Origin of the sequence: Alkalicoccobacillus gibsonii (assembly GCF_016798245.1) — a bacterium.
In the GTDB taxonomy this organism is placed as follows: domain Bacteria; phylum Bacillota; class Bacilli; order Bacillales; family Bacillaceae_D; genus Alkalicoccobacillus; species Alkalicoccobacillus gibsonii.
In genome coordinates, this window is the sequence record NZ_JAEUZA010000003.1 from 323,126 (window position 1) to 341,441 (window position 18,316).

Sequence of the window (18,316 nt, forward strand, 5' to 3'; positions counted from 1 at the left end):
ATCACCTCGGTTAACTTATTTTAACCCTACTATATCATGAAACGCGGAAGAATGATGACGTCCTCTAGCATTTCCTTTCATTTCATACGCTTCATTCAATAAAAAGAGCATCGGATGATTCGTAGTTAAATCATCTAATGCTCTTACGTTTATGTTATTGGTTTGCATTCTCTTTCATTTCTTTAGAGGTTAGTACTCGCTCGTTCCCCATAAAGGCAACCGTTATGGCAGCAATTGCAATTGGAATTAGAGCTAATGTAAAAACAAAGGTAACCGAATCAGACATCGCCTCGGTAAGTTGTGTTAATAGCTCAGGTTGAATACTCCCCCTTGTTTCCGGCTGGAAGATTTGTTGAATGTCTCCTGGCTCACTAACATTTCCTGACCCCAAACGAGACTCACCAATTCTAGATGTGAAAATGCTTGTTTGGATCGTTCCATAAATGGTGACGCCTACGGTCATCCCAAACGAACGAAGAAAGGAGTTCGTTGAATTGGCAGACCCACGATGACGTGATGAGATTCCATTGATGGATGCGGCAGGTAGCAAGGAAAATGAAAAGCCAACGCCAAATCCAACAAGTGCAATGTAAAAGCTTAAAGCAATTCTTGAAGTTTCAGTAGTCATCCCTGATAAGAGAAACATGCCCACAAAGAAAAATACCACAGACACGGCCATCAACCGTCTGAACGTAAATTTGGTCTGAAGCGTTCCACCGAACATACTTCCGGCTACCGACCCAAGCATCATTGGCATAAGGATGAACCCAGCACTTGTGGCTGATCCTCCATATACGGCTTGGACATAGATAGGTATAAACACTGCAAGGATGATGAAGGTGCCACCATATAGGAAAGCAAGAATCTGTGAGGTAGCAAACAATCTGTTTTTAAACATCCAAAACGAGATAATAGGCTCGGATGCTTTTCGTTCCGCAAAGAAAAAAGAAGTAAACATTACACCAAAAACAATAAATAGGCTGATGATTGGTGCAGAGCTCCAAGCGAATGTTTTCCCACCGAGTTCTAGAGCGAACATTAAACAGACAATGGCAATCACGAGTGTAGAGGCACCAAGCCAGTCGATCTTTTGTTTAATCGTATTACGCTCTTCGTGATAGTGCTTAAGAATTAAGGCGAAGGAAACGGCACCAATCGGAATATTGATGTAGAAAACCCAATGCCAGCTTAAGGCATCTGTGATAAAAGCACCTAACAAGGGTCCAAGAACACTGGATAAACCAAATACGGCACCGAACAATCCAGTCATTTTTCCTCGTTTTTCAGGTGGAAACAGATCAAAGATAATGGTGAATGCAATTGGCATCAAAGCCCCACCACCTATTCCTTGAATGACTCGATAGGCAATCAATTGTTCCATACTTGCGGCCGTTCCACAGAGAACCGAGCCAACTAGAAAAGCTAACAACCCAAAAAGAAAGAAGCGTTTACGACCATACATGTCAGATAATTTACCATAGATCGGCATACCTGCCATCACGGCCACCATATACCCTGCAGTAACCCAGACAAACTTCTCGTAGCTCCCAAGGTCAGATACAATTGTACCCATCGCTGTAGCTACAATCGTATTATCGATGGCAGCCATAAAAATACCAAGCAGTAGGCCAGCTACTACATATTTACTTTGCGAAGACTCGCTCATATTCTATCTCCTACTATACTGGTTTATTTCGTTATTTTACCATATAATTCACCGCCAATGAATCATAGATAAATTATGAGATCGATACCGAAGAACTAGGTCCATAGACGAATACGTTAATGTGGAAAGAGAAAGATTCAATCATTCTACTAAATAAATCCCCTGCATTTTCCCAATGTTCATGGAAGGGAATGTTTGCTAGGGTTGTACCAAGCCAGAACATTCTGGCAAATCATCTAGGAGGGATTTCATGCAGTTTCAAGCAGGCAAATGGACGGTAGGTCTAACATTAGTCGTAACACTATCAGCAATACCGGCAATTGCTGGGGCAGAGGATGTGAAGGAAAGGTATCTTATTGGATTTAAAGAAGAAGCCGATGCAAATACATTTTCAACCCAAGCAGAAACATCTGAAAACCAAGTAGACGTAGAAATACTAAGAGAATACGAGAATTTACCCATAGTTAATGCGGAATTATCAGAAGAGGAAGCAGAAGCACTTGAAGCAGAAGCCTCTATTGAATATGTAGAAAAGGATGTAAAGATGAGCACCATGCAAGAGATCCCATACGGTATTCCGCAGGTTAACACGCCAGTCGTGCATGAAGCAGGGAACGTTGGGTCAGGTGTCTCCGTAGCTGTCATTGATACAGGGATCGCACAACATGAGGACTTGAATATCGTAGGCGGAGAAAGCTTTGTTAGCTCAGAGCCGTCATACGAAGACTTAAATGGACATGGAACGCACGTAGCCGGAACGGTTGCAGCACTTGATAACTCAGTCGGAGTCTTGGGTGTAGCGCCAGAGGCTGACCTTTATGCAGTGAAGGTTCTCGATCAATTTGGGGATGGCTATACAAGCGACATTGCAGCAGGAATTGAATGGGCAGCCAATCAAGACATTGATATTGCTAACCTTAGCTTAGGCGGTCCGATCGGTTCTCCGGTACTCGAACAAGCCGTTGACTACGCTGAAGAGCAAGGCACACTTCTCATTGCAGCAGCAGGAAATTCAGGCACCAGAGGAATTGGATTCCCGGCAGCTTATGATAATGTCGTATCTGTCGCAGCAGTGGATTCAGAAAATAACAAAGCCAACTTCTCAAGCTTTGGACCAGAAAACAACATTGCCGCACCTGGCGTTGACACCCTAAGCACGTATCCGGGAGGTCAATATGCAGAGCTAAGCGGAACCTCAATGGCCTCTCCACACGTAGCAGGAGTCGCTGCACTAGTACAAGCAGCAAACCCATCAGCTACAGCAACAGACATTCGCGACGCATTACAAACAACAGCTACACCACTTGGCAACCAAGAGTACTTTGGTAGTGGGCTGGTGAATGCAGAGGCGGCCGTGGGGAGGTAAGGGGTATGATATGAAAAAAACTCTCCGGGAAGGAGAGTTTTTTTAGCTTGGTGGTAGCATTACACTTGGGCTTCCCATTGTAACGAACTCAAAAGCAACAGAGGCTAGTTGTAATTCGTTAACGGTTGTAGCGACTACCCCAGCAACAACAATAGATAAACTTAATTTTAACAATTTTTTCAATGAAATCTCCTCCTTAATTTAATAAAGACTATATAGTTTATAATAACGATGTGCCATTACTACATCATTTTTAGAATCGTACCATTTGGCTAAATCAAGTGTATAGTATCTAAAATATATTTCATCTTTTGATTTCTCAAGAAAAGGAATAAGTTCTTTCTCATAAAATGAATATATTTTGTCATGATCCTTTTCAAATTTAAGTATTTGTTCTTTAAGTAACAGTCGAGTTTTTTTGCTAATTTCTTCTTTGTTATAAAAACTTCTTAAACGATCAATGTAATGCTCTAGATCAGAACTGATATTTGCTTTTAGTAGAACTTTTACTAATTCAATAGTGGCAGTGATTTGAACTTCACTTTCAGGTTCGAAATATTCAACACACGTTTTGAAATTCTTAACAGCCTTAGAGTATTCTTTTGTTTCACTTAGCAAAAGTGAGTAGTTAAACAATGATTTAAAATATAAATCTTCTAGACTAAGTAATTTGGTATTCCTAAGTATAGCTCTATAATTGTTTTTTGCTTCTTCAAATAATTTAATACTCTCATAGTTAATTGCTTGAAGCATCTGTGTGTGTATAACTCTAATAAAGTTATCTTTCTCTTTATAGAAATAGAGAGCTTCTTGAGCGTATGGTATTGAGTTCTCGCTTTGGCCAAGTGCACTATAGCACAATGCAATCTGATATGAAATCTCTTTCATACTAATAGAAGAATTGCTAGAAAGATTCTTCGTCTTTAATCCCAAGTAATAATCTAAGGCTTCACGGTACTTTCCTTTATGATACAGTGTGCTACCTGAGATGTATCTAAACAAAAGTTCTTCTATTGGAGAAAGATTTGTTCTATTCTTTTCAACAATCTGGAGATGATATTGGGCTGAATCGTTATCTAATTTAGAAAAAAAGTATCTACCCATATAAATATGGTACAAATGAACCAAATTTGTTTTACTATAATATTCTTCATCAAGCTCAAGTTCAACCTTCAACTTATCTGCCTTATCAAGTTCAAAATAAAACAATGAATCAATAAATTCTTCTAATCTTTCTTCTAGTACCCCGTACCTCTCCACTTCATCATTTATATCAAGACCTAAGCGCTCCATTAGCATAGCTGCGGTTTCTTTGTTGACACTGTAGGCGTTGTTCTCAATTTTGGATAGGTGAGGGATTGAGCAGATTCCGTCTGCTAATTCTGCTTGGGTAATTCCACTTTTTAACCGGTAGTATTTGATTATTGGTCCAAATTCCATGATTCACCAACCCATGTCTATAGTTTTCATTATAAAACAAATTCCGTTCAGATGGAGAGGAGATTGTTGTTTTTCTGTTGGGAAAAACAAGGTTAGCGACTAGGTCTAATCTCTTATGTAAGGCGATTGTAGCAAGCTATTCTGTTATGTTCAAGAAATATATTGGAATAATTAGGTGAAAACGGTCTAATGAATTGTCTTATTGGAAATATAAGAAAAGCTAGTGGGCATGTGGTTATTTGATAGGTCTAACCTCCTTATAAGTTAGGCATGCTGTTTTGGAATATGTTTTTAAAAGAGGTTGGGAAATATAATAAGGTCTTGCAAAAAGACTGTCTCTTCAAGCGAAATGATTGATCCATTTCGTTTTGATATAATAAGGAAACGAATCGTTTTGTTAAAGGAGGGACCAGTATGTCAGACGTGGCGCAATTAGCTAAGCTAATCAAACAAGCATCTGCCATCACCGTTTTGACTGGAGCTGGTGTATCAACTGCCAGTGGGATTCCTGACTTCCGGTCTTCAAGTGGAATGTGGACAGAGGATCTTTCAAGAGAATACTATATGTCCACCCGATATTTTTCAAGAGATCCTATCGATTTCTGGAGAAGATATAAGGATATTTTTCACATAAAACTCATGCAAAACTACAAGCCTAATCTGGTTCATACGTTTATAAAAGATCTGGAGAAAGACAAACGAGTATATGTAGTGACTCAAAATGTGGACGGGCTACATCAAGCTGCAGGGAGCTCTTCTGTCATTGAGTACCACGGGTCATTACACACAGCCACTTGTCCAGTTTGTGGAACAAAGATGTCGAGTGCAGAAATCCTTGAAGAAGAAACCCCGCGTTGTCACAACGAAAGCTGTCAGACAATCGTCCGACCAGATATCGTTCTTTTTGGTGATCCCATTTCAAAGCATAGTGAGGCAGAGCATGTGATTGATTCTAGTGATTTAGTCCTGACGCTTGGTACATCTCTTCAGGTAAGTCCGTTTAACATGTTACCTGAATATGCCGCGTATGAACGTGGATTGCCAACTGCTCTTCTAAATGGAGAGCCAACGATGATGGATTCTTTGTTTTCTTTACAACTACGTGGAGATTTAAGTGAGACTGTTCTTTCATTAAAAAAAGAGCTTTCAGAATGAAGAAAGCTCTCTACTCATGCGGGGGATAATACCCGTTCTGAAGATCGTTAATGGAATAACCAAAATCCATTTGTAGATGAGGATAATCCTTAAATCTTGTCCAGTCACCGCCCCAGGTAAAGCCAAGTGCCTTTGCCAAGTCAACGACTTCCATCCAATCTGCTTTCCCGTTGTTATTACCGTCATAATTCATATCCCATACAACATCGCCATCATGCGTACGAAGGGCAAAGTCAACAGCAAGACCATAATTGTGATAGGACTCTCCACCCTTTGCGTGTGTAACAACCTGACCATCGGCATCTCTCCCACGGTCATAGAGTGAATTTTGTTCGTCTATAGAGCGAAAGTCGTCAGTGATGACCACTTGGATATTTAGTTCTTCAGCTTGTTCAACCAATTGATCTACTTTATCAGCAACCGTTGGATGAAGGTCTGTTGCAGGTTCAGATGCTTCATTCTTTTGTTTAGCAAAGGCTTCGTGTGGGCCTTCTAATTGCTTCTCCTGGTAGAGGATGACTAAAAAAAGAGATAGGAGGATGAGAATGAAGCTCCACGAAAGAAGTATGCCTATTTTTCCTTTCATTCTATGAAACTCCTTTACAACGATTAATGTCGAAACTCCACTTATTGTAACGCATATGAGGTGAGATTCCTATTGAACGTTCTATGAAAATCATGGCATAAGAAAGGGACTGGAAACATAACAGTAAATTATTCACGAAAACACCAACATAGCAATATATCCGCTACAGGAGAATCCTTCGCTTTCCACGGGAACGGCCTCAGCCCATTCCGCGGAAATGCGCCGCTACAGTGTCTTCACCGCGTTCTGTTCCGTAGGAGTCTCAGGTTCTCCTTCCGCTCGTTATACAAAAACGTGAATGGCGAATGATTCGCTCATTGAATCATTCGCCATTTTCTCGTTTATTTTGAGTTATGTTATAAGCTCTATTTTTATTTTTCTTGCAGATTTAAAACGAAATCTGGGTTGCGTCGAATTTTTATAATGAAGTAAATGAGTCCAAGTAAGAGCCATGCAGACCCGATAATTAATGCATTTGTACTAATACTTCCGAGTAGCCAAATACAGAATGCAGCACCAGCGCCTGGTACAACTAAGTAACGCAGGGTCTGAGTGAAGCTTCGATTCTGACCGCGGATGTAATAATGTGCGATTACAGAAGCATTAACGCTTGTGAAACCGATCAATGCTCCAAAGCTAATGAAGGAGTAAATAATCTCAAGCTCACCAAACATTGCTGTCATTGAAATGACACCTACAAACAAGACGTTAAATAGTGGCGTTTTAAGCTTAGGATGTACGTATCCAAAGAAACGTCTTGGCAAAGAATCATCTCGTCCCATTGCATAAAGCAATCTCGATGCACTTGCATGAGAGGAAAGGGAGGAAGAGATGACGGCAACCATTGTTCCAGCTAAAAATAATGAATGCATGAAGCTACCACCGATATATCCAGCAATTTCAAGAGAGATTGCTTCTGCATTTACATAGTTTTGAAAGTTAGGATATACCTGATGCAGGAAATAAGACGTGATGGTAAAAAGAACGCCCCCAATGAGAACCACTAAAAAAATCGCACGAGGAATATTCTTCTTTGGGTTAATCGTTTCCTCTGACATCGTTGAGATCGCATCAAATCCAAGAAAGGAAAAGCAAAGGATGGATGCTCCAGTAAAGATAAGTGATAGATCAAGTGAAGAGCTGTAAAAAGGAACGGGTGAGATTAACACACCTGTACCGAGACCTGATGTGAGTCCTTTAATGATAAACCCAACAAAGACAAGGGCGACAATCACCTGAAACGTTACGAAAATAGCTGTGATATTGGCTGTTAGTTTGATTCCAAACACATTAATTAATGTAATACTTAAGGCTAAAATTAACACCCAGATAAACGGTGGAACAGCCGGAAAAGCCGCGTCTAAGTAAGCCGCTCCAATCGCAAAGTTCACCATTGGTAAAAAGAGATAATCGAGTAATAAGGTCCATCCAGCAATAAAGCCGGCATGAGGGTGAATACTTTTCTGCGCATACGTATACGCTGAGCCCGCTTTTGGATACGCCTGTACCATTTTTCCGTAGCTATAAGCAGTAAGTAAAAGCGCTACAATCGTAAAAATGTAGGCAGCAGCCACGTGTCCTTGCGTTAATTGAGCAACGATTCCATAGGAATCAAATACAACAAGCGGATCCATATAGGCCAGTCCGATTACAATAAGCGGAACCAGCGTAAGCGTACGCTTTAATTTCTGTTCTTTCTCCAAGTTAACCACATCCTTTAATTGAACTGAAATCAGTTTAGTCGATTGAACGACCCCTTTCAACAATTAATTTTACATAAAGCCTAATGTAAGCGATACCAGATAAAATTAGGTGAAAGTCGGTAGTTTTTGGCGATTTTATATTGATTTTTTTGTCGCCTGATACTAGTATGAATCCATATTCTAGTGAAATAGACACATGTCTTTTTGAGGAGGAATTACTAGAGATGGAAGTGACGATATACGAATGGTTAATTGTTTCCAGTGCGGCACTTATTGTTTTTTATCTTTTATCAAGAAAATATCATTGGTCTAAGCAGGTGCTCATCGCGCTTTTTTTAGCGATTAATGCCATTTATCTAGGCTGGCGTGCCGTTTATACATTACCAACCATGAACACCATTAGTATCATTGCGGGTATTCTACTTTTACTTACTGAGATTGCAGGGTTTCTTCAATCAATTGTATTTAGTGTAATCTCGTGGAAACCCTTTAAGCGTAAGCATATACCTTTGTCTGAATTTGAGAATCTACCAACTGTAGACATCTTTATTGCGACATACAATGAATCTGAGGATCTATTAAAACGCACAATTGCAGCGTGTACACTCATCCGTTATCCGAAGAATCTAGTCTCGATTTATGTATGTGATGACGGAAGAAGAGCAAGCGTCCGGGAGCTTTGCGAGGAATTTGGTATTGGCTATATTGACCGGAAAGACAATAGCTATGCTAAAGCGGGGAACCTTAATCACGCGCTAACGAAAACAAACGGTGAAATTGTGGTAACGATGGATGCGGACATGGTACCCCAGGCCAATTTCTTAGAACGAACACTTGGTCAGTTTACCGATCCAGAAATGGTGTTTGTACAGGCTCCCCAAGTGTTCTATAATGATGATCCTTTTCAGTATAATTTGTTTTTTGAGGATCAGATTACAAATGAACAAGATTTCTTTATGCGTCAATTAGAAGAAGGGAAAGATCGTTTTAATGCTACAATGTATGTTGGGAGTAATGCATTATTTCGAAGAACTGCACTTGATGAAGTGGGCGGTTTTGCCACAGGTGTCATTACAGAGGACATGGCAACAGGGATGCTACTCCAATCAGATGACCGGAAAACCGCTTTTATTAATGAGACATTGGCTGTTGGTCTATCACCTGAAACCTATGCTGATCTCTTAAAGCAGCGTGATCGCTGGTGCCGCGGTAATATTCAAGTTATCCGTAAGTTTAATCCTTTAAAGATGAAAGGATTAAGCTTTATGCAAAAGCTTCTATATATGGACGGCATTCATTACTGGTTCTTTGGCATCTATAAGATGGTGTTTTTACTTGCACCGTTGTTATTCCTTGTTTTTAACATATACAGCTTAGACGTCGCCTTCTCGCAGTTACTCTGGTTCTGGGTGCCAGCGTTTATTTCCTCGCAGCTTATGTTTAAGACGGTTGCCAATAAAAAACGAACGTTCCTTTGGAGTCATGTGTATGAAGTGGCGATGGCACCATATATGGCCATCTCTGTATTATCGGAGCTTTTCCTTAAAAAAAAATTCAAATTTAACGTAACGAGAAAAGGTGTACAAACCAATCAACGACGCTTTCTATGGGTTACGAGTATTCCTTACTTACTTTTAGCAGCCTTGACTCTTTTCGCCTTGGTAAAAGTTGTACTTTACTATGTGTATCCAGAGCGGTACTCAGTTAACCCAGATGTACTCTATATTAATGTTTTCTGGGTACTCTATAATGCAGCGGCTATTATTCTAGCAGTCTTTCTTTCGTTTGAACGTCCACGTCACCGAAACTCAGAGCGCTTTTCTGTTGATCTTCAAGGGGTTCTTCATGGAAGCGAAGCAGCCGTTTCATTTAACATTATTAATATTAGTGAGAGTGGTGCCCGAATTGAGTTAGATGCACTTTCTCTTGAAGAGTATTTATCAAAGGAACAGACTTTTACAATAGACTTTGCCGGAGTCGAAGCGTTAACCGTGAACAAGGAATGGATTAACGAAAAGAATGGGAAGCTTTTAATGGGCATTTCATTTATTGATCCAAACCTTGAACAATATGCTGAAACCATTCGTGTGTTGTTTAGTGAGCCAATCAATGCAGAGATAGAAAAATATTATGATAAGGCCCTTTTAACAACAGCAATGTACCGGTTCCTTCGCCGGACAAAAAGAGAAGATCCAAGCTTTCACCGTCAATCGATCCGAAAAAATGTCTCACTTCCGGGTCAACTGAATATAGATGGTCAAACAGTAGAAATGACGGTACTTGATTATAGTGAAGCAGGTTGCAGCCTACAGCTTAACCGTAGTCTTCGAGTAGATCAGTTGGTTAAAGTATCTACAAACGAACGAGAACTAGCAGGACGAACGGCACAAATCTGCTGGGTTCGTAAAAAAGGTAGAAATCGGTACGTCGGGTTGAAATTTGTCGCTTGATTTTGTAAGAGGCTGGGACATAACTAGAAAATAATAAAAAAATGACGAATGATTCTACAATCGAATCATTCGTCATTTGTGTTTTATTGCTTTTTAGTAAGACAAGCGAGGGATTCTCCTGTAGCGGATTATGTGCTGTGTTCATGTTTTGCTAGCTACATTAATGGGAGGTCCCACCCTCTTATTTTAATAGAAATATGATACGATAGATTAATAGAAGGGAGCGAATCGCAATGAAGAAGTTGAAGCCAGAAGAGTTAAAAAAACAACTAGATTCAGATGCATCAAATCTTGTGATTGTTGATGTTCGCTATGCTCTGACAGATACGGATAAAGGAAAACAACTGTATATAGAATCACATATCCCAGGTGCAATCTACCTGCACATGAGCCATGACTTATCTGGCGAAGCAGAGGAACACGGTGGACGTCATCCGATTCCAAATACAGAGGAGGTCTCTAAAAGACTGGGCGAGGTCGGAATTAATCAAGATACGATGGTGGTTGCCTATGATGATAAAAAAGGATCGTTTGCAAGCAGATTAAGCTGGCAGCTTCATTATCTTGGTCATGAACAATTTTCTATTTTAGAAGGTGGATATGAGGCGTGGGTTAAAGCGGGATACCCTACAACAACAGACATTCCGACCTATCCTGAAAAGACATTTATTCCTTCTGTACGAAAAGAGGAAAGAGTTACGCGTGAAGATGTCATACAAAGGCTCGGTTCTTCGGATTCTATTCTAATTGATGCAAGAGCCCCCGAACGTTATGCGGGTGGAGCAGATTCGCTTGATGCAAAAAGCGGACATATTCCTGGTGCGCTTAATTATTTCTGGGAAGACCTATTGGATGATTCAGGGAACTGGAAGAGTGGGGCTGCGCTTGCTGATCATTTCAAAGCACTGCCAAAGGATAAGGAAATCATTGTATACTGTGGTTCAGGCGTCACCGCGTGTCCAAATGTGTTTGCGCTAAAAGAAGCAGGGTTCCATCACGTGAAACTCTACTCCGGGAGCTGGAGTGACTGGGTGAGCTATGAGGATAGTCCGATTGAAACGGGAAGATAAGATAGAATATTTCTGTGCTGCAAAAAAAGGCTAATATCTTCGTCACTTAAGAAGGCAGGCGATTTTAAAATCGTCTGCCTTCTTTTCCTATATATTTTTCTGTGTCCCAGTATACTGCTTTTTAGATTAAACTCAAGGGGAATTTCATCTAGTTCCCTTCATTCCTATTCATCCTCATCATCAGGGTCAACTGTTTCCATATTTGCTTCGTATTCTTCAATTCCAGGTCCACGGTTAATCATCTCTTTAGTTTGGTTTAAGAAGTATGATTCAGAGGTAATGGTTTCAAGTGTCCATTCATCATCATAATAAACAACACCGCGATAATTATTGCGATTGAATTGTTTATCGGAACCTTCTTTCAATAAATAGTATGAACCGTTATCAAATTCATATAGGACATAAGATATGTCAACAACGAGTTCATATCGATTCTTTTCTTCATTGAATACTGGAATAGTAAGATCCTCAAGAATATAATTCGTTTCTACACGTTCAGCCACGTAATCTTTCTGCTTAGTACGGCTTTCGTGAGCATCCATTGCGCTTTCCTTAAACTCCTCATTTCCATGAGTTAAAATGGATGGATCTCCATGCATGATGACTTCATTCCGTTGATCCATTGCTTCTTCTAGAAGATCAATTACTTTATTTACTTCTTCTTCAGGCACCCCTTCAAACTCATCAAAACGCAAAATACTACCGTCATAAACCAAGTCTTCAGAACGCACAGATCCCCAAGGGAATTGTTTTTCTAGTGAAACACTAATACTTTCATCCGTTGGTAGCTCTGTCACGTTATCCTCCGCTTGATTGACTATTAAATCCGTTTCTTCATCATTTAGATAAACAACACTATCATCATAGTTCGAACGAGCTTTCATCGTTTTCACATCAGGTGCGATCACTTCAATTTGTGACACTTCGTCCTCCGTGTGATAAATGTTCAAGGTCACATCCTCAGTAGTCGCCGTTACATAGTCTAACGCCAGTTCTGTTCGCATCGTAAAAGAACCGGGACCGAATGGACCAAAGACAGCGGACGTTCCATCATAATGATCTGGCTTCACTTCTTCTTCATTTAAATAGAAAACAAGCTCTTCATTTTCCACATGCATAGAAATGTAAGCAGGTGTTACAAGTAATTCATAGGAACCACCTGAAAACATACCACCTTCTTCGTACGTTAACGTTATATTTCCATAATTATTTTCTTGGTATGCTGGGTGAATGACACTAGCAGCATCTTCACCGTCTTCTTCATACATACTCATCTCTTCATCTAAACGATTAAGTAGGGCATCTTTTTCAGATGGATCTTCTTGAAAATAAAGAAAGAGCGCTTCGGCATCCACTGTCTCATAGTCCCAATCTTCATAGGCTGATGTTAACACCGTTGTAAGTGCCTCTGCATCTTCATTATTTAATGCGTTTTCAAAGTCAGTAAGCAACTCTTCACCGTTTGAACTAGTATTCATTTGTGTGACGTAGAATACGCCTCCACCAGCAAGGAGTAGAAAAACAACGACAGCCACGATTCCTCCTATAAAGAGTCCTGATCGCTTTTTCCCTGTTTCTGCTTCCACTCATAATCCTCTCCTTTGTAATGGTTTACCTTATACTAAAATATCTAATGCTTGGAAAATGTTACTTGAAAAATACAATCAACAGCCTACCATAATTTTTCAGAAGCGACAAATGAATTGAGTATTAGGTTAAAAGAAGGAAGCGTGCTACACTACAGAAAAACAGGATCGGAGGAGGGGTACCATGTCAAATGAACAAGATACGATGCTACTAGATAGTGAGGAAGCAAACGAGGTAAAACAAAATCTACAGGAATCAACTCATATGAATCTAACGATAAACGATAGTCAGGAACGAGTAAGACCGTGGATCGTTCAAGGAGGGCCAATCGTAATCACAGCCATTGCGGTTGTTACAGTTATTATCTATCTAGTATTTAAAACGTAAAGAGGGATCCCGCATTCGGAATCCCTTAAGGCATACTACATCACTTTTTGTATCGTTTTATAACAAGCCGCAATGGCATATAGCATCGCTTTTGGTAATCGTTTTGGAAACAAACGACTTGAATGATACGCTTTTAATGCCCGTTTAAGATCATCCCACTGTTTACACTGTTTGCTTTGCTTGAAGCGAGCAACATCAATCACTCTAACTGAACCATCTTCTGTCAGGATTAAGTTGTGCAGATGGATATCAGAAGGATTTAATCCCCTTAACCGAGCTTCATCAATTGCTACATCAACGGCCTCAATATGCTCAGGTCCTACACGAACCCCTTGAAGCAAGCACTGAAAAAAGGTTTGACCACGAATATAATCAATCACAAGATATCCTTGACCGGCCTGGTAAAGCGTAGGGTAATGAGTTGTACCAGCTAGCGAGTGGTAGATCTCTGCTTCTTCGGACGCTATCTGTTCATAAGGTGGATAAAATACCTTTAGGACTCGATTTACATTTGGAAGCTTAAACACATAAGCGCTTCTTCCGCTCCCGACAAGCGTTAAGCTTTGATCGAAACTTGAGAGAACAGTCTGCTTCCCTCTCTTGGTAAATGTCACGCTACTAGCAAGGCGCGAAACAGAGGATGGACTTAGATGCGCCTTTTCATTCATGAACACTACCCCTTTTTCGATTGTTTACGTTTGGCTAATTCTTGTTTTACCTTGGGTAAGACATGTTTCTGAGCTTCTTTTAACCCCTTTTTTACCATTGGATGCCCCAAGAGCTTTATAAGTTTGGACATATGCTGATCTCCTCTCGTCTTTTCTTAACCAAATAAAAAGAGACCCAAGCCATTGTGACTTGGGTCTCCAACAAAAAAAGAGACCTTTGCCACAAGATTGTGACAAAGGTCTCGCAAACAACAATGTTTTGTTGCCAACAGTACCGAGGGAGTTACTCCCTGTAATGACGATAGCTGCTGAACTGCTACTCCCCTTTGGAGTATTTAATTAAGTGTTCTTAGTATAATCGCTTTAAAAAAGGGGGTCAATCGTTTCCATTCTTTCACACGAAATCTTTACAATCTCTTTATAAAATTATGCTTCCTCTATTTGGGTATTAAAGCAAACATTCACTGAATCAGGATTAAAGTCGGGATCTACACCCTATTTATTCCATGATTTTTCTTTCGAACCAGTCATTTTACGAATTTAGACGTGTTTATCTACGCAGATTCTCAAGTAAACAAGCAATCACATGATTATTCCACATTCCTTATGACTTTGTGACTAAAGTATCAAAAACAATGAATTGCACCATTTTCAGGTTTCAGACCTAACTGTCGGGGTATTTGGTAAATCGTAGATAATTTTGGGATCGGTGGAAGGCTTGATGAGTCAACGGTATTAGATAAGATACACATTCTTGCAAGAAACACTAGTACTTTTTTAGTGCTGTCAGACCATTTTCCTGTTTGTGACCAAAATACGTCATTTTAATTGGAAATCTAGTACAATCAGTTATGTTTCTTGGAATTTTACATGAATTCTGCTAGGTCATTCTAGCACATGACCTCGTAGAGAGAAAGCAGGTGACGACTATGAAAAAAATTAAGCTGATCGTAGCAGATCATGATGCTGCGTTCTTACAATCCTTTGGAGAGTATGTACTATCTTCAGATGCACAACACCAGTTTGACCTTAAGCTTTGTACGAGTGAAGAGAGTCTAGGTCGTTATCTTGAGTCTGATGAGCATTTTGACCTCATCCTCTTAAAACCAGAGCTTTATAAACAAGAGCAATTGCAATCGTTTAGAGGCATTATTCTTTATCTAGAAGAAGCCAAGAAGAACATTGAAACCAATCAACAATTATTTAAGTATCAGCCAATTACAAAGCTTTTATCCGATATGTTATCGCTTTACTACGAACAGAATAAATCGCTTGATGCAAACAATGGCACAACCGGTCGTACGAGTATCATCGGCTTTTATTCGGCAACGGGTGGAGCTGGAAAAACCACACTTGCGGCAAACATGTCCAGACAGCTTGCCATCATGGGCAAAAAAATTTTTTATTTAAACTTTGAAGTGCTGAACTCAAGAGAGCTGTACTTCAGGTCTGACGAGGACAAACCGTCTCTTGAGGTGTTCTATTATTTAAAGGCAAAACCGCATCAATTGATGTCGAAGGTTGAAACCTTAAAGAAACATGATTCGTTAATGAATGTAGACTACTTTGATTGGCCAACTAATCCTGAAGAGATGCTTGAGGCGACAAAGGACGAAATTTTAAAGCTTATCCAGGCGATTTCAGCCACTGATCAGTATGACTATATCCTAATTGACATGGACTCATCCTTCCAGGTGTTAAGTCAGGCGGCCTTTGCTGCATGTGACCAATTATTCTGGCTGTTAAACAATGATATGCAGAGCTTTCACAAAACCAATGAGCTCCTGAAGAATTTGGATCAGCTTCTTGGTAAGGGACATGGAGTTCAAGAAAAGATTGAATATATCGTCAATCGTTTCACCGGACATGTCTCAGAGCCATTTATCACGTATGATTTTGCCATTAAAGGCTACCTGCCATATGTACAAGAGTGGAACCCATTGGTCGATCGTGATCAAATGATGTCTCATCCGCATTATACTCAGGAGCTGCTGGCAATTATCAGAGGTCTGGTGGAAACAAGTAAAGAAGGTGCGCCTAATGGTTGATGATAAAGTCATACGCGAATTGATTGGCAGGCTGAGAGAGACCCTCGACTTAATGCATTCCATTCCAAATGAAGAATTAATGGAGCACGTGGAGAATGCTGTTTTTGAATACGCTAGAGAATACCGCTTGAAGTCTGCTGAGATGAAATGGTTAGTTGATCGAATCTACCACTCGTTCCGAGGGTATGACGTTCTTCAGCCGCTAATTGAAGACAAATCAATTACTGAGATTATGGTGAACAGCCACAAGGAAGTGTTCATTGAGCGAAACGGCGAGGTTTCGCAAATGAACGTGGAGTTTGAAAGCCAACAAAAGCTTGAAGATATTATTCAAGCGATTGTTTCGAAGGTCGACCGCGTCGTCAATGAATCCTCCCCAATTGTGGATGCAAGATTACACGATGGCTCTCGTGTGAATGTGGTTCTCCCCCCTATTGCACTAAAAGGACCAGTGATCACCATCCGGAAATTCCCGGAGCGACCACTTATGATTGAGGACTTAATCAAGTATGAGGCCATCACCGAGGAAGCAGCTGAATTCTTAAATAACCTTGTTAAGGCCAAATACAACATCTTCATCGGAGGCGGAACAGGTTCCGGTAAAACAACATTCTTAAACGTTTTATCAAACTTTATTCCAGCAAACGAACGGATTATCACAATTGAGGACTCGGCTGAGCTACAGATTCACAAAATTCCGAACTTAGTAAGTCTTGAAACGCGTAATGCGAACACAGAAGGAAAAGGGGAAATCTCGATCCGGGAGTTGATCAAGACGTCACTACGGATGCGTCCAAACCGGATCATCGTTGGAGAGGTTCGTGGAGCCGAGGCACTTGATATGCTTCAGGCAATGAATACTGGTCATGATGGGTCACTGTCAACAGGTCACGCCAACTCAACAACAGATATGCTAAGTCGACTTGAGACCATGGTATTAAGTGGAGCAAGCTTGCCGGTCGAAGTCATCCGAAAGCAAATTAGTTCGGCGATCGATATTATGGTTCACCTTTCCAGACTACGTGATAACTCGCGAAAAATCGTTTCAATCTCTGAATTGCTAGATCTGGAGAACGGAGAAATTCAAGTCAATCCACTCTTTGAATTTGTAGAAGAAGGGGAGGGACCAAAAGGCGAGGTGCTCGGTTCCCTAAAACCAACCGGCAACAAACTTCACTCCATTGCCAAGCTAAAACAAGCCGGAATCTATGAGGAAACGATTAAAGTAGGTGGGGCGTCGTGAGTACAGACCTACTCCCCTTACTCTTAGTACCAGTCTTGATCGGTTTCTATATTTATCTAGTTGTTAGTAGAAAGAAAAAAGAAAAAGAAGAAGCAGCAAAGATTGAAAGTATCCCAGAACCCAGTGCCTTTGCCAAACGAGTCAAAGCGCTCAGATCCCTATCGCCAAAAGAATTTAAGAAGGCGACGGAAGGTCATTTGATTAACTATGGGGACTATCAATTAAGTTTGAAGCAGTATATTTTTTATGCGGTGTTGGCTGTAGGTCTGTTGTACTTTATTGGCTACTTGTTCTATCAGAACATCATTCTAGCGGCAATAGTAGGGGCAGTTGGACTCTTTTTTCCTAAAATACAACGAAAAGTACTGCTGCAAAAAAGAAAAGAGAAGCTTTCTCTTCAATTCAAAGAAGCGATTGCCTCTCTATCTTCGTCATTAGCAGCAGGGCGATCCATTGAAAATAGTTTTAGAGAGGTTGTTGTAGACTTACAGCTTCTCTATCCTGACCCCAAAACGTATATCGTGCAAGAATTTCAGATTATCAACCGACGTGTAGAAAATGGGGAAACGATTGAACGAGCAATTGAAGACTTTGCCGTTCGGTCAGACATTGAAGACGTAATTAACTTTGCGGATGTGTTCTTAACCTGTAAGCGCACAGGAGGAAACTTGGTTGAAGTAATCCGTAGAACATCAGATGTGATTAGTGAAAAGATTGATATTCAACAAGATGTTCAAGTGATGATCTCTCAGAAAAAGTTTGAATCACGAATACTGGCCGTTGCTCCTTTAGCAATGATTGCGCTACTTAAGTATTCAGCAGGAGACTACTTAGCTCCCATGTATGAATGGCCAGGTGCAGGACCGCTTGTTATGACATTCTGTTTAGCGATCTTTATCTTTTCATTCTGGTTAAGCCAAAAAATCATGAACATTAAGGTGTGATGC

At 40.4% G+C, this 18,316-nt stretch carries 17 protein-coding genes; 8 read left to right on the forward strand and 9 right to left on the reverse strand.

Annotated elements, in window-relative coordinates; translation table 11 throughout:
- Positions 1 to 15: 15 nt before the first annotated feature.
- Positions 16 to 168, reverse strand: coding sequence for a hypothetical protein (locus JNO66_RS20460; protein ID WP_210340876.1), 153 nt, complete (start codon positions 166 to 168; stop codon positions 16 to 18).
- Positions 155 to 1,666 (reverse strand): MDR family MFS transporter, encoded by a 1,512-nt coding sequence (locus JNO66_RS13185; RefSeq protein ID WP_203088819.1) that lies wholly within the window; start codon positions 1,664 to 1,666, stop codon positions 155 to 157. The genes JNO66_RS20460 and JNO66_RS13185 overlap by 14 nt, the downstream gene beginning before the upstream one ends.
- A 250-nt stretch (positions 1,667 to 1,916) precedes the next feature.
- Here JNO66_RS13185 and JNO66_RS13190 point away from each other — a divergent pair, with 250 nt between their 5' ends.
- Positions 1,917 to 3,032, forward strand: a complete 1,116-nt coding sequence (locus JNO66_RS13190) for a S8 family peptidase (RefSeq protein WP_203088820.1) — start codon at positions 1,917 to 1,919, stop codon at positions 3,030 to 3,032.
- Positions 3,033 to 3,074: 42 nt separating this feature from the next.
- On the opposite strand, the gene JNO66_RS13195 is transcribed toward JNO66_RS13190, so the two are convergent.
- Together JNO66_RS13195 and JNO66_RS13200 are read right to left on the reverse strand one after the other, a co-directional pair.
- Positions 3,075 to 3,215, reverse strand: a complete 141-nt coding sequence (locus JNO66_RS13195) for a hypothetical protein (protein WP_203088821.1) — start codon at positions 3,213 to 3,215, stop codon at positions 3,075 to 3,077.
- Between the two features lie 18 nt (positions 3,216 to 3,233).
- Positions 3,234 to 4,472: a helix-turn-helix domain-containing protein gene (locus tag JNO66_RS13200; RefSeq protein ID WP_203088822.1), complete on the reverse strand. Its 1,239-nt coding sequence runs from the start codon at positions 4,470 to 4,472 to the stop codon at positions 3,234 to 3,236.
- Positions 4,473 to 4,886: 414 nt separating this feature from the next.
- On the opposite strand from JNO66_RS13200, the gene JNO66_RS13205 reads away from it, so the two are divergent.
- Positions 4,887 to 5,627 (forward strand): NAD-dependent protein deacylase, encoded by a 741-nt coding sequence (locus JNO66_RS13205; protein WP_203088823.1) that lies wholly within the window; start codon positions 4,887 to 4,889, stop codon positions 5,625 to 5,627.
- A gap of 10 nt (positions 5,628 to 5,637) precedes the next feature.
- On the opposite strand, the gene JNO66_RS13210 is transcribed toward JNO66_RS13205, so the two are convergent.
- Together JNO66_RS13210 and JNO66_RS13215 are read right to left on the reverse strand one after the other, a co-directional pair.
- The gene (locus tag JNO66_RS13210) at positions 5,638 to 6,213 is read right to left on the reverse strand and encodes a M15 family metallopeptidase (RefSeq protein WP_203088824.1); all 576 of its coding nucleotides are present in this window, start codon (positions 6,211 to 6,213) and stop codon (positions 5,638 to 5,640) included.
- A 371-nt stretch (positions 6,214 to 6,584) separates the two neighbouring features.
- Positions 6,585 to 7,916: an APC family permease gene (locus JNO66_RS13215; RefSeq protein ID WP_203088825.1), complete on the reverse strand. Its 1,332-nt coding sequence runs from the start codon at positions 7,914 to 7,916 to the stop codon at positions 6,585 to 6,587.
- 224 nt (positions 7,917 to 8,140) lie between these two features.
- Here JNO66_RS13215 and JNO66_RS13220 point away from each other — a divergent pair, with 224 nt between their 5' ends.
- Positions 8,141 to 10,366, forward strand: a complete 2,226-nt coding sequence (locus JNO66_RS13220) for a glycosyltransferase (RefSeq protein WP_203088826.1) — start codon at positions 8,141 to 8,143, stop codon at positions 10,364 to 10,366.
- 233 nt (positions 10,367 to 10,599) lie between these two features.
- Complete coding sequence (locus JNO66_RS13225; protein WP_203088828.1) at positions 10,600 to 11,436, forward strand: sulfurtransferase; 837 nt, start codon at positions 10,600 to 10,602, stop codon at positions 11,434 to 11,436.
- Positions 11,437 to 11,600: 164 nt separating this feature from the next.
- Here the strand turns inward: JNO66_RS13225 and JNO66_RS13230 are convergent, their stop codons facing one another.
- Entirely contained in the window at positions 11,601 to 13,022 is a 1,422-nt protein-coding gene (locus tag JNO66_RS13230; RefSeq protein ID WP_203088829.1) for a TcaA 3rd/4th domain-containing protein, read from the reverse strand.
- A 184-nt stretch (positions 13,023 to 13,206) separates the two neighbouring features.
- Between JNO66_RS13230 and JNO66_RS13235 the strand changes: the two genes are divergently transcribed.
- Complete coding sequence (locus JNO66_RS13235; RefSeq protein ID WP_203088830.1) at positions 13,207 to 13,410, forward strand: hypothetical protein; 204 nt, start codon at positions 13,207 to 13,209, stop codon at positions 13,408 to 13,410.
- 35 nt (positions 13,411 to 13,445) lie between these two features.
- Here JNO66_RS13235 and JNO66_RS13240 read toward each other — a convergent pair whose 3' ends face one another.
- A complete protein-coding gene (locus JNO66_RS13240) occupies positions 13,446 to 14,078 on the reverse strand; it encodes a protein kinase family protein (protein ID WP_203088831.1) in 633 nt (210 codons plus the stop codon).
- 5 nt (positions 14,079 to 14,083) lie between these two features.
- Positions 14,084 to 14,209 (reverse strand): hypothetical protein, encoded by a 126-nt coding sequence (locus JNO66_RS20815; protein ID WP_273753283.1) that lies wholly within the window; start codon positions 14,207 to 14,209, stop codon positions 14,084 to 14,086.
- A 798-nt stretch (positions 14,210 to 15,007) separates the two neighbouring features.
- On the opposite strand from JNO66_RS20815, the gene JNO66_RS13245 reads away from it, so the two are divergent.
- From JNO66_RS13245 to JNO66_RS13255, 3 genes are read left to right on the forward strand one after another with little or no spacing between them, the layout of a single operon-like run.
- A complete protein-coding gene (locus JNO66_RS13245) occupies positions 15,008 to 16,126 on the forward strand; it encodes an AAA family ATPase (protein WP_203088832.1) in 1,119 nt (372 codons plus the stop codon).
- Positions 16,119 to 17,369, forward strand: a complete 1,251-nt coding sequence (locus JNO66_RS13250) for a CpaF family protein (RefSeq protein WP_203088833.1) — start codon at positions 16,119 to 16,121, stop codon at positions 17,367 to 17,369. The genes JNO66_RS13245 and JNO66_RS13250 overlap by 8 nt, the downstream gene beginning before the upstream one ends.
- A complete protein-coding gene (locus JNO66_RS13255) occupies positions 17,366 to 18,313 on the forward strand; it encodes a type II secretion system F family protein (RefSeq protein WP_203088837.1) in 948 nt (315 codons plus the stop codon). Before JNO66_RS13250 ends, JNO66_RS13255 begins: the two co-directional genes overlap by 4 nt.
- Positions 18,314 to 18,316: the final 3 nt, after the last annotated feature.

Bases quoted from the DNA above. Each gene is read 5' to 3' on its own strand.
- JNO66_RS20460 (WP_210340876.1), bottom strand. From the start codon at position 168: ATGCAAACCAATAACATAAACGTAAGAGCATTAGATGATTTAACTACG.
- JNO66_RS13185 (WP_203088819.1), bottom strand. From the start codon at position 1,666: ATGAGCGAGTCTTCGCAAAGTAAATATGTAGTAGCTGGCCTACTGCTT.
- JNO66_RS13190 (WP_203088820.1), top strand. From the start codon at position 1,917: ATGCAGTTTCAAGCAGGCAAATGGACGGTAGGTCTAACATTAGTCGTA.
- JNO66_RS13200 (WP_203088822.1), bottom strand. From the start codon at position 4,472: ATGGAATTTGGACCAATAATCAAATACTACCGGTTAAAAAGTGGAATT.
- JNO66_RS13205 (WP_203088823.1), top strand. From the start codon at position 4,887: ATGTCAGACGTGGCGCAATTAGCTAAGCTAATCAAACAAGCATCTGCC.
- JNO66_RS13210 (WP_203088824.1), bottom strand. From the start codon at position 6,213: ATGAAAGGAAAAATAGGCATACTTCTTTCGTGGAGCTTCATTCTCATC.
- JNO66_RS13220 (WP_203088826.1), top strand. From the start codon at position 8,141: ATGGAAGTGACGATATACGAATGGTTAATTGTTTCCAGTGCGGCACTT.
- JNO66_RS13225 (WP_203088828.1), top strand. From the start codon at position 10,600: ATGAAGAAGTTGAAGCCAGAAGAGTTAAAAAAACAACTAGATTCAGAT.
- JNO66_RS13235 (WP_203088830.1), top strand. From the start codon at position 13,207: ATGTCAAATGAACAAGATACGATGCTACTAGATAGTGAGGAAGCAAAC.
- JNO66_RS13240 (WP_203088831.1), bottom strand. From the start codon at position 14,078: ATGAATGAAAAGGCGCATCTAAGTCCATCCTCTGTTTCGCGCCTTGCT.
- JNO66_RS20815 (WP_273753283.1), bottom strand. From the start codon at position 14,209: ATGTCCAAACTTATAAAGCTCTTGGGGCATCCAATGGTAAAAAAGGGG.
- JNO66_RS13245 (WP_203088832.1), top strand. From the start codon at position 15,008: ATGAAAAAAATTAAGCTGATCGTAGCAGATCATGATGCTGCGTTCTTA.
- JNO66_RS13250 (WP_203088833.1), top strand. From the start codon at position 16,119: ATGGTTGATGATAAAGTCATACGCGAATTGATTGGCAGGCTGAGAGAG.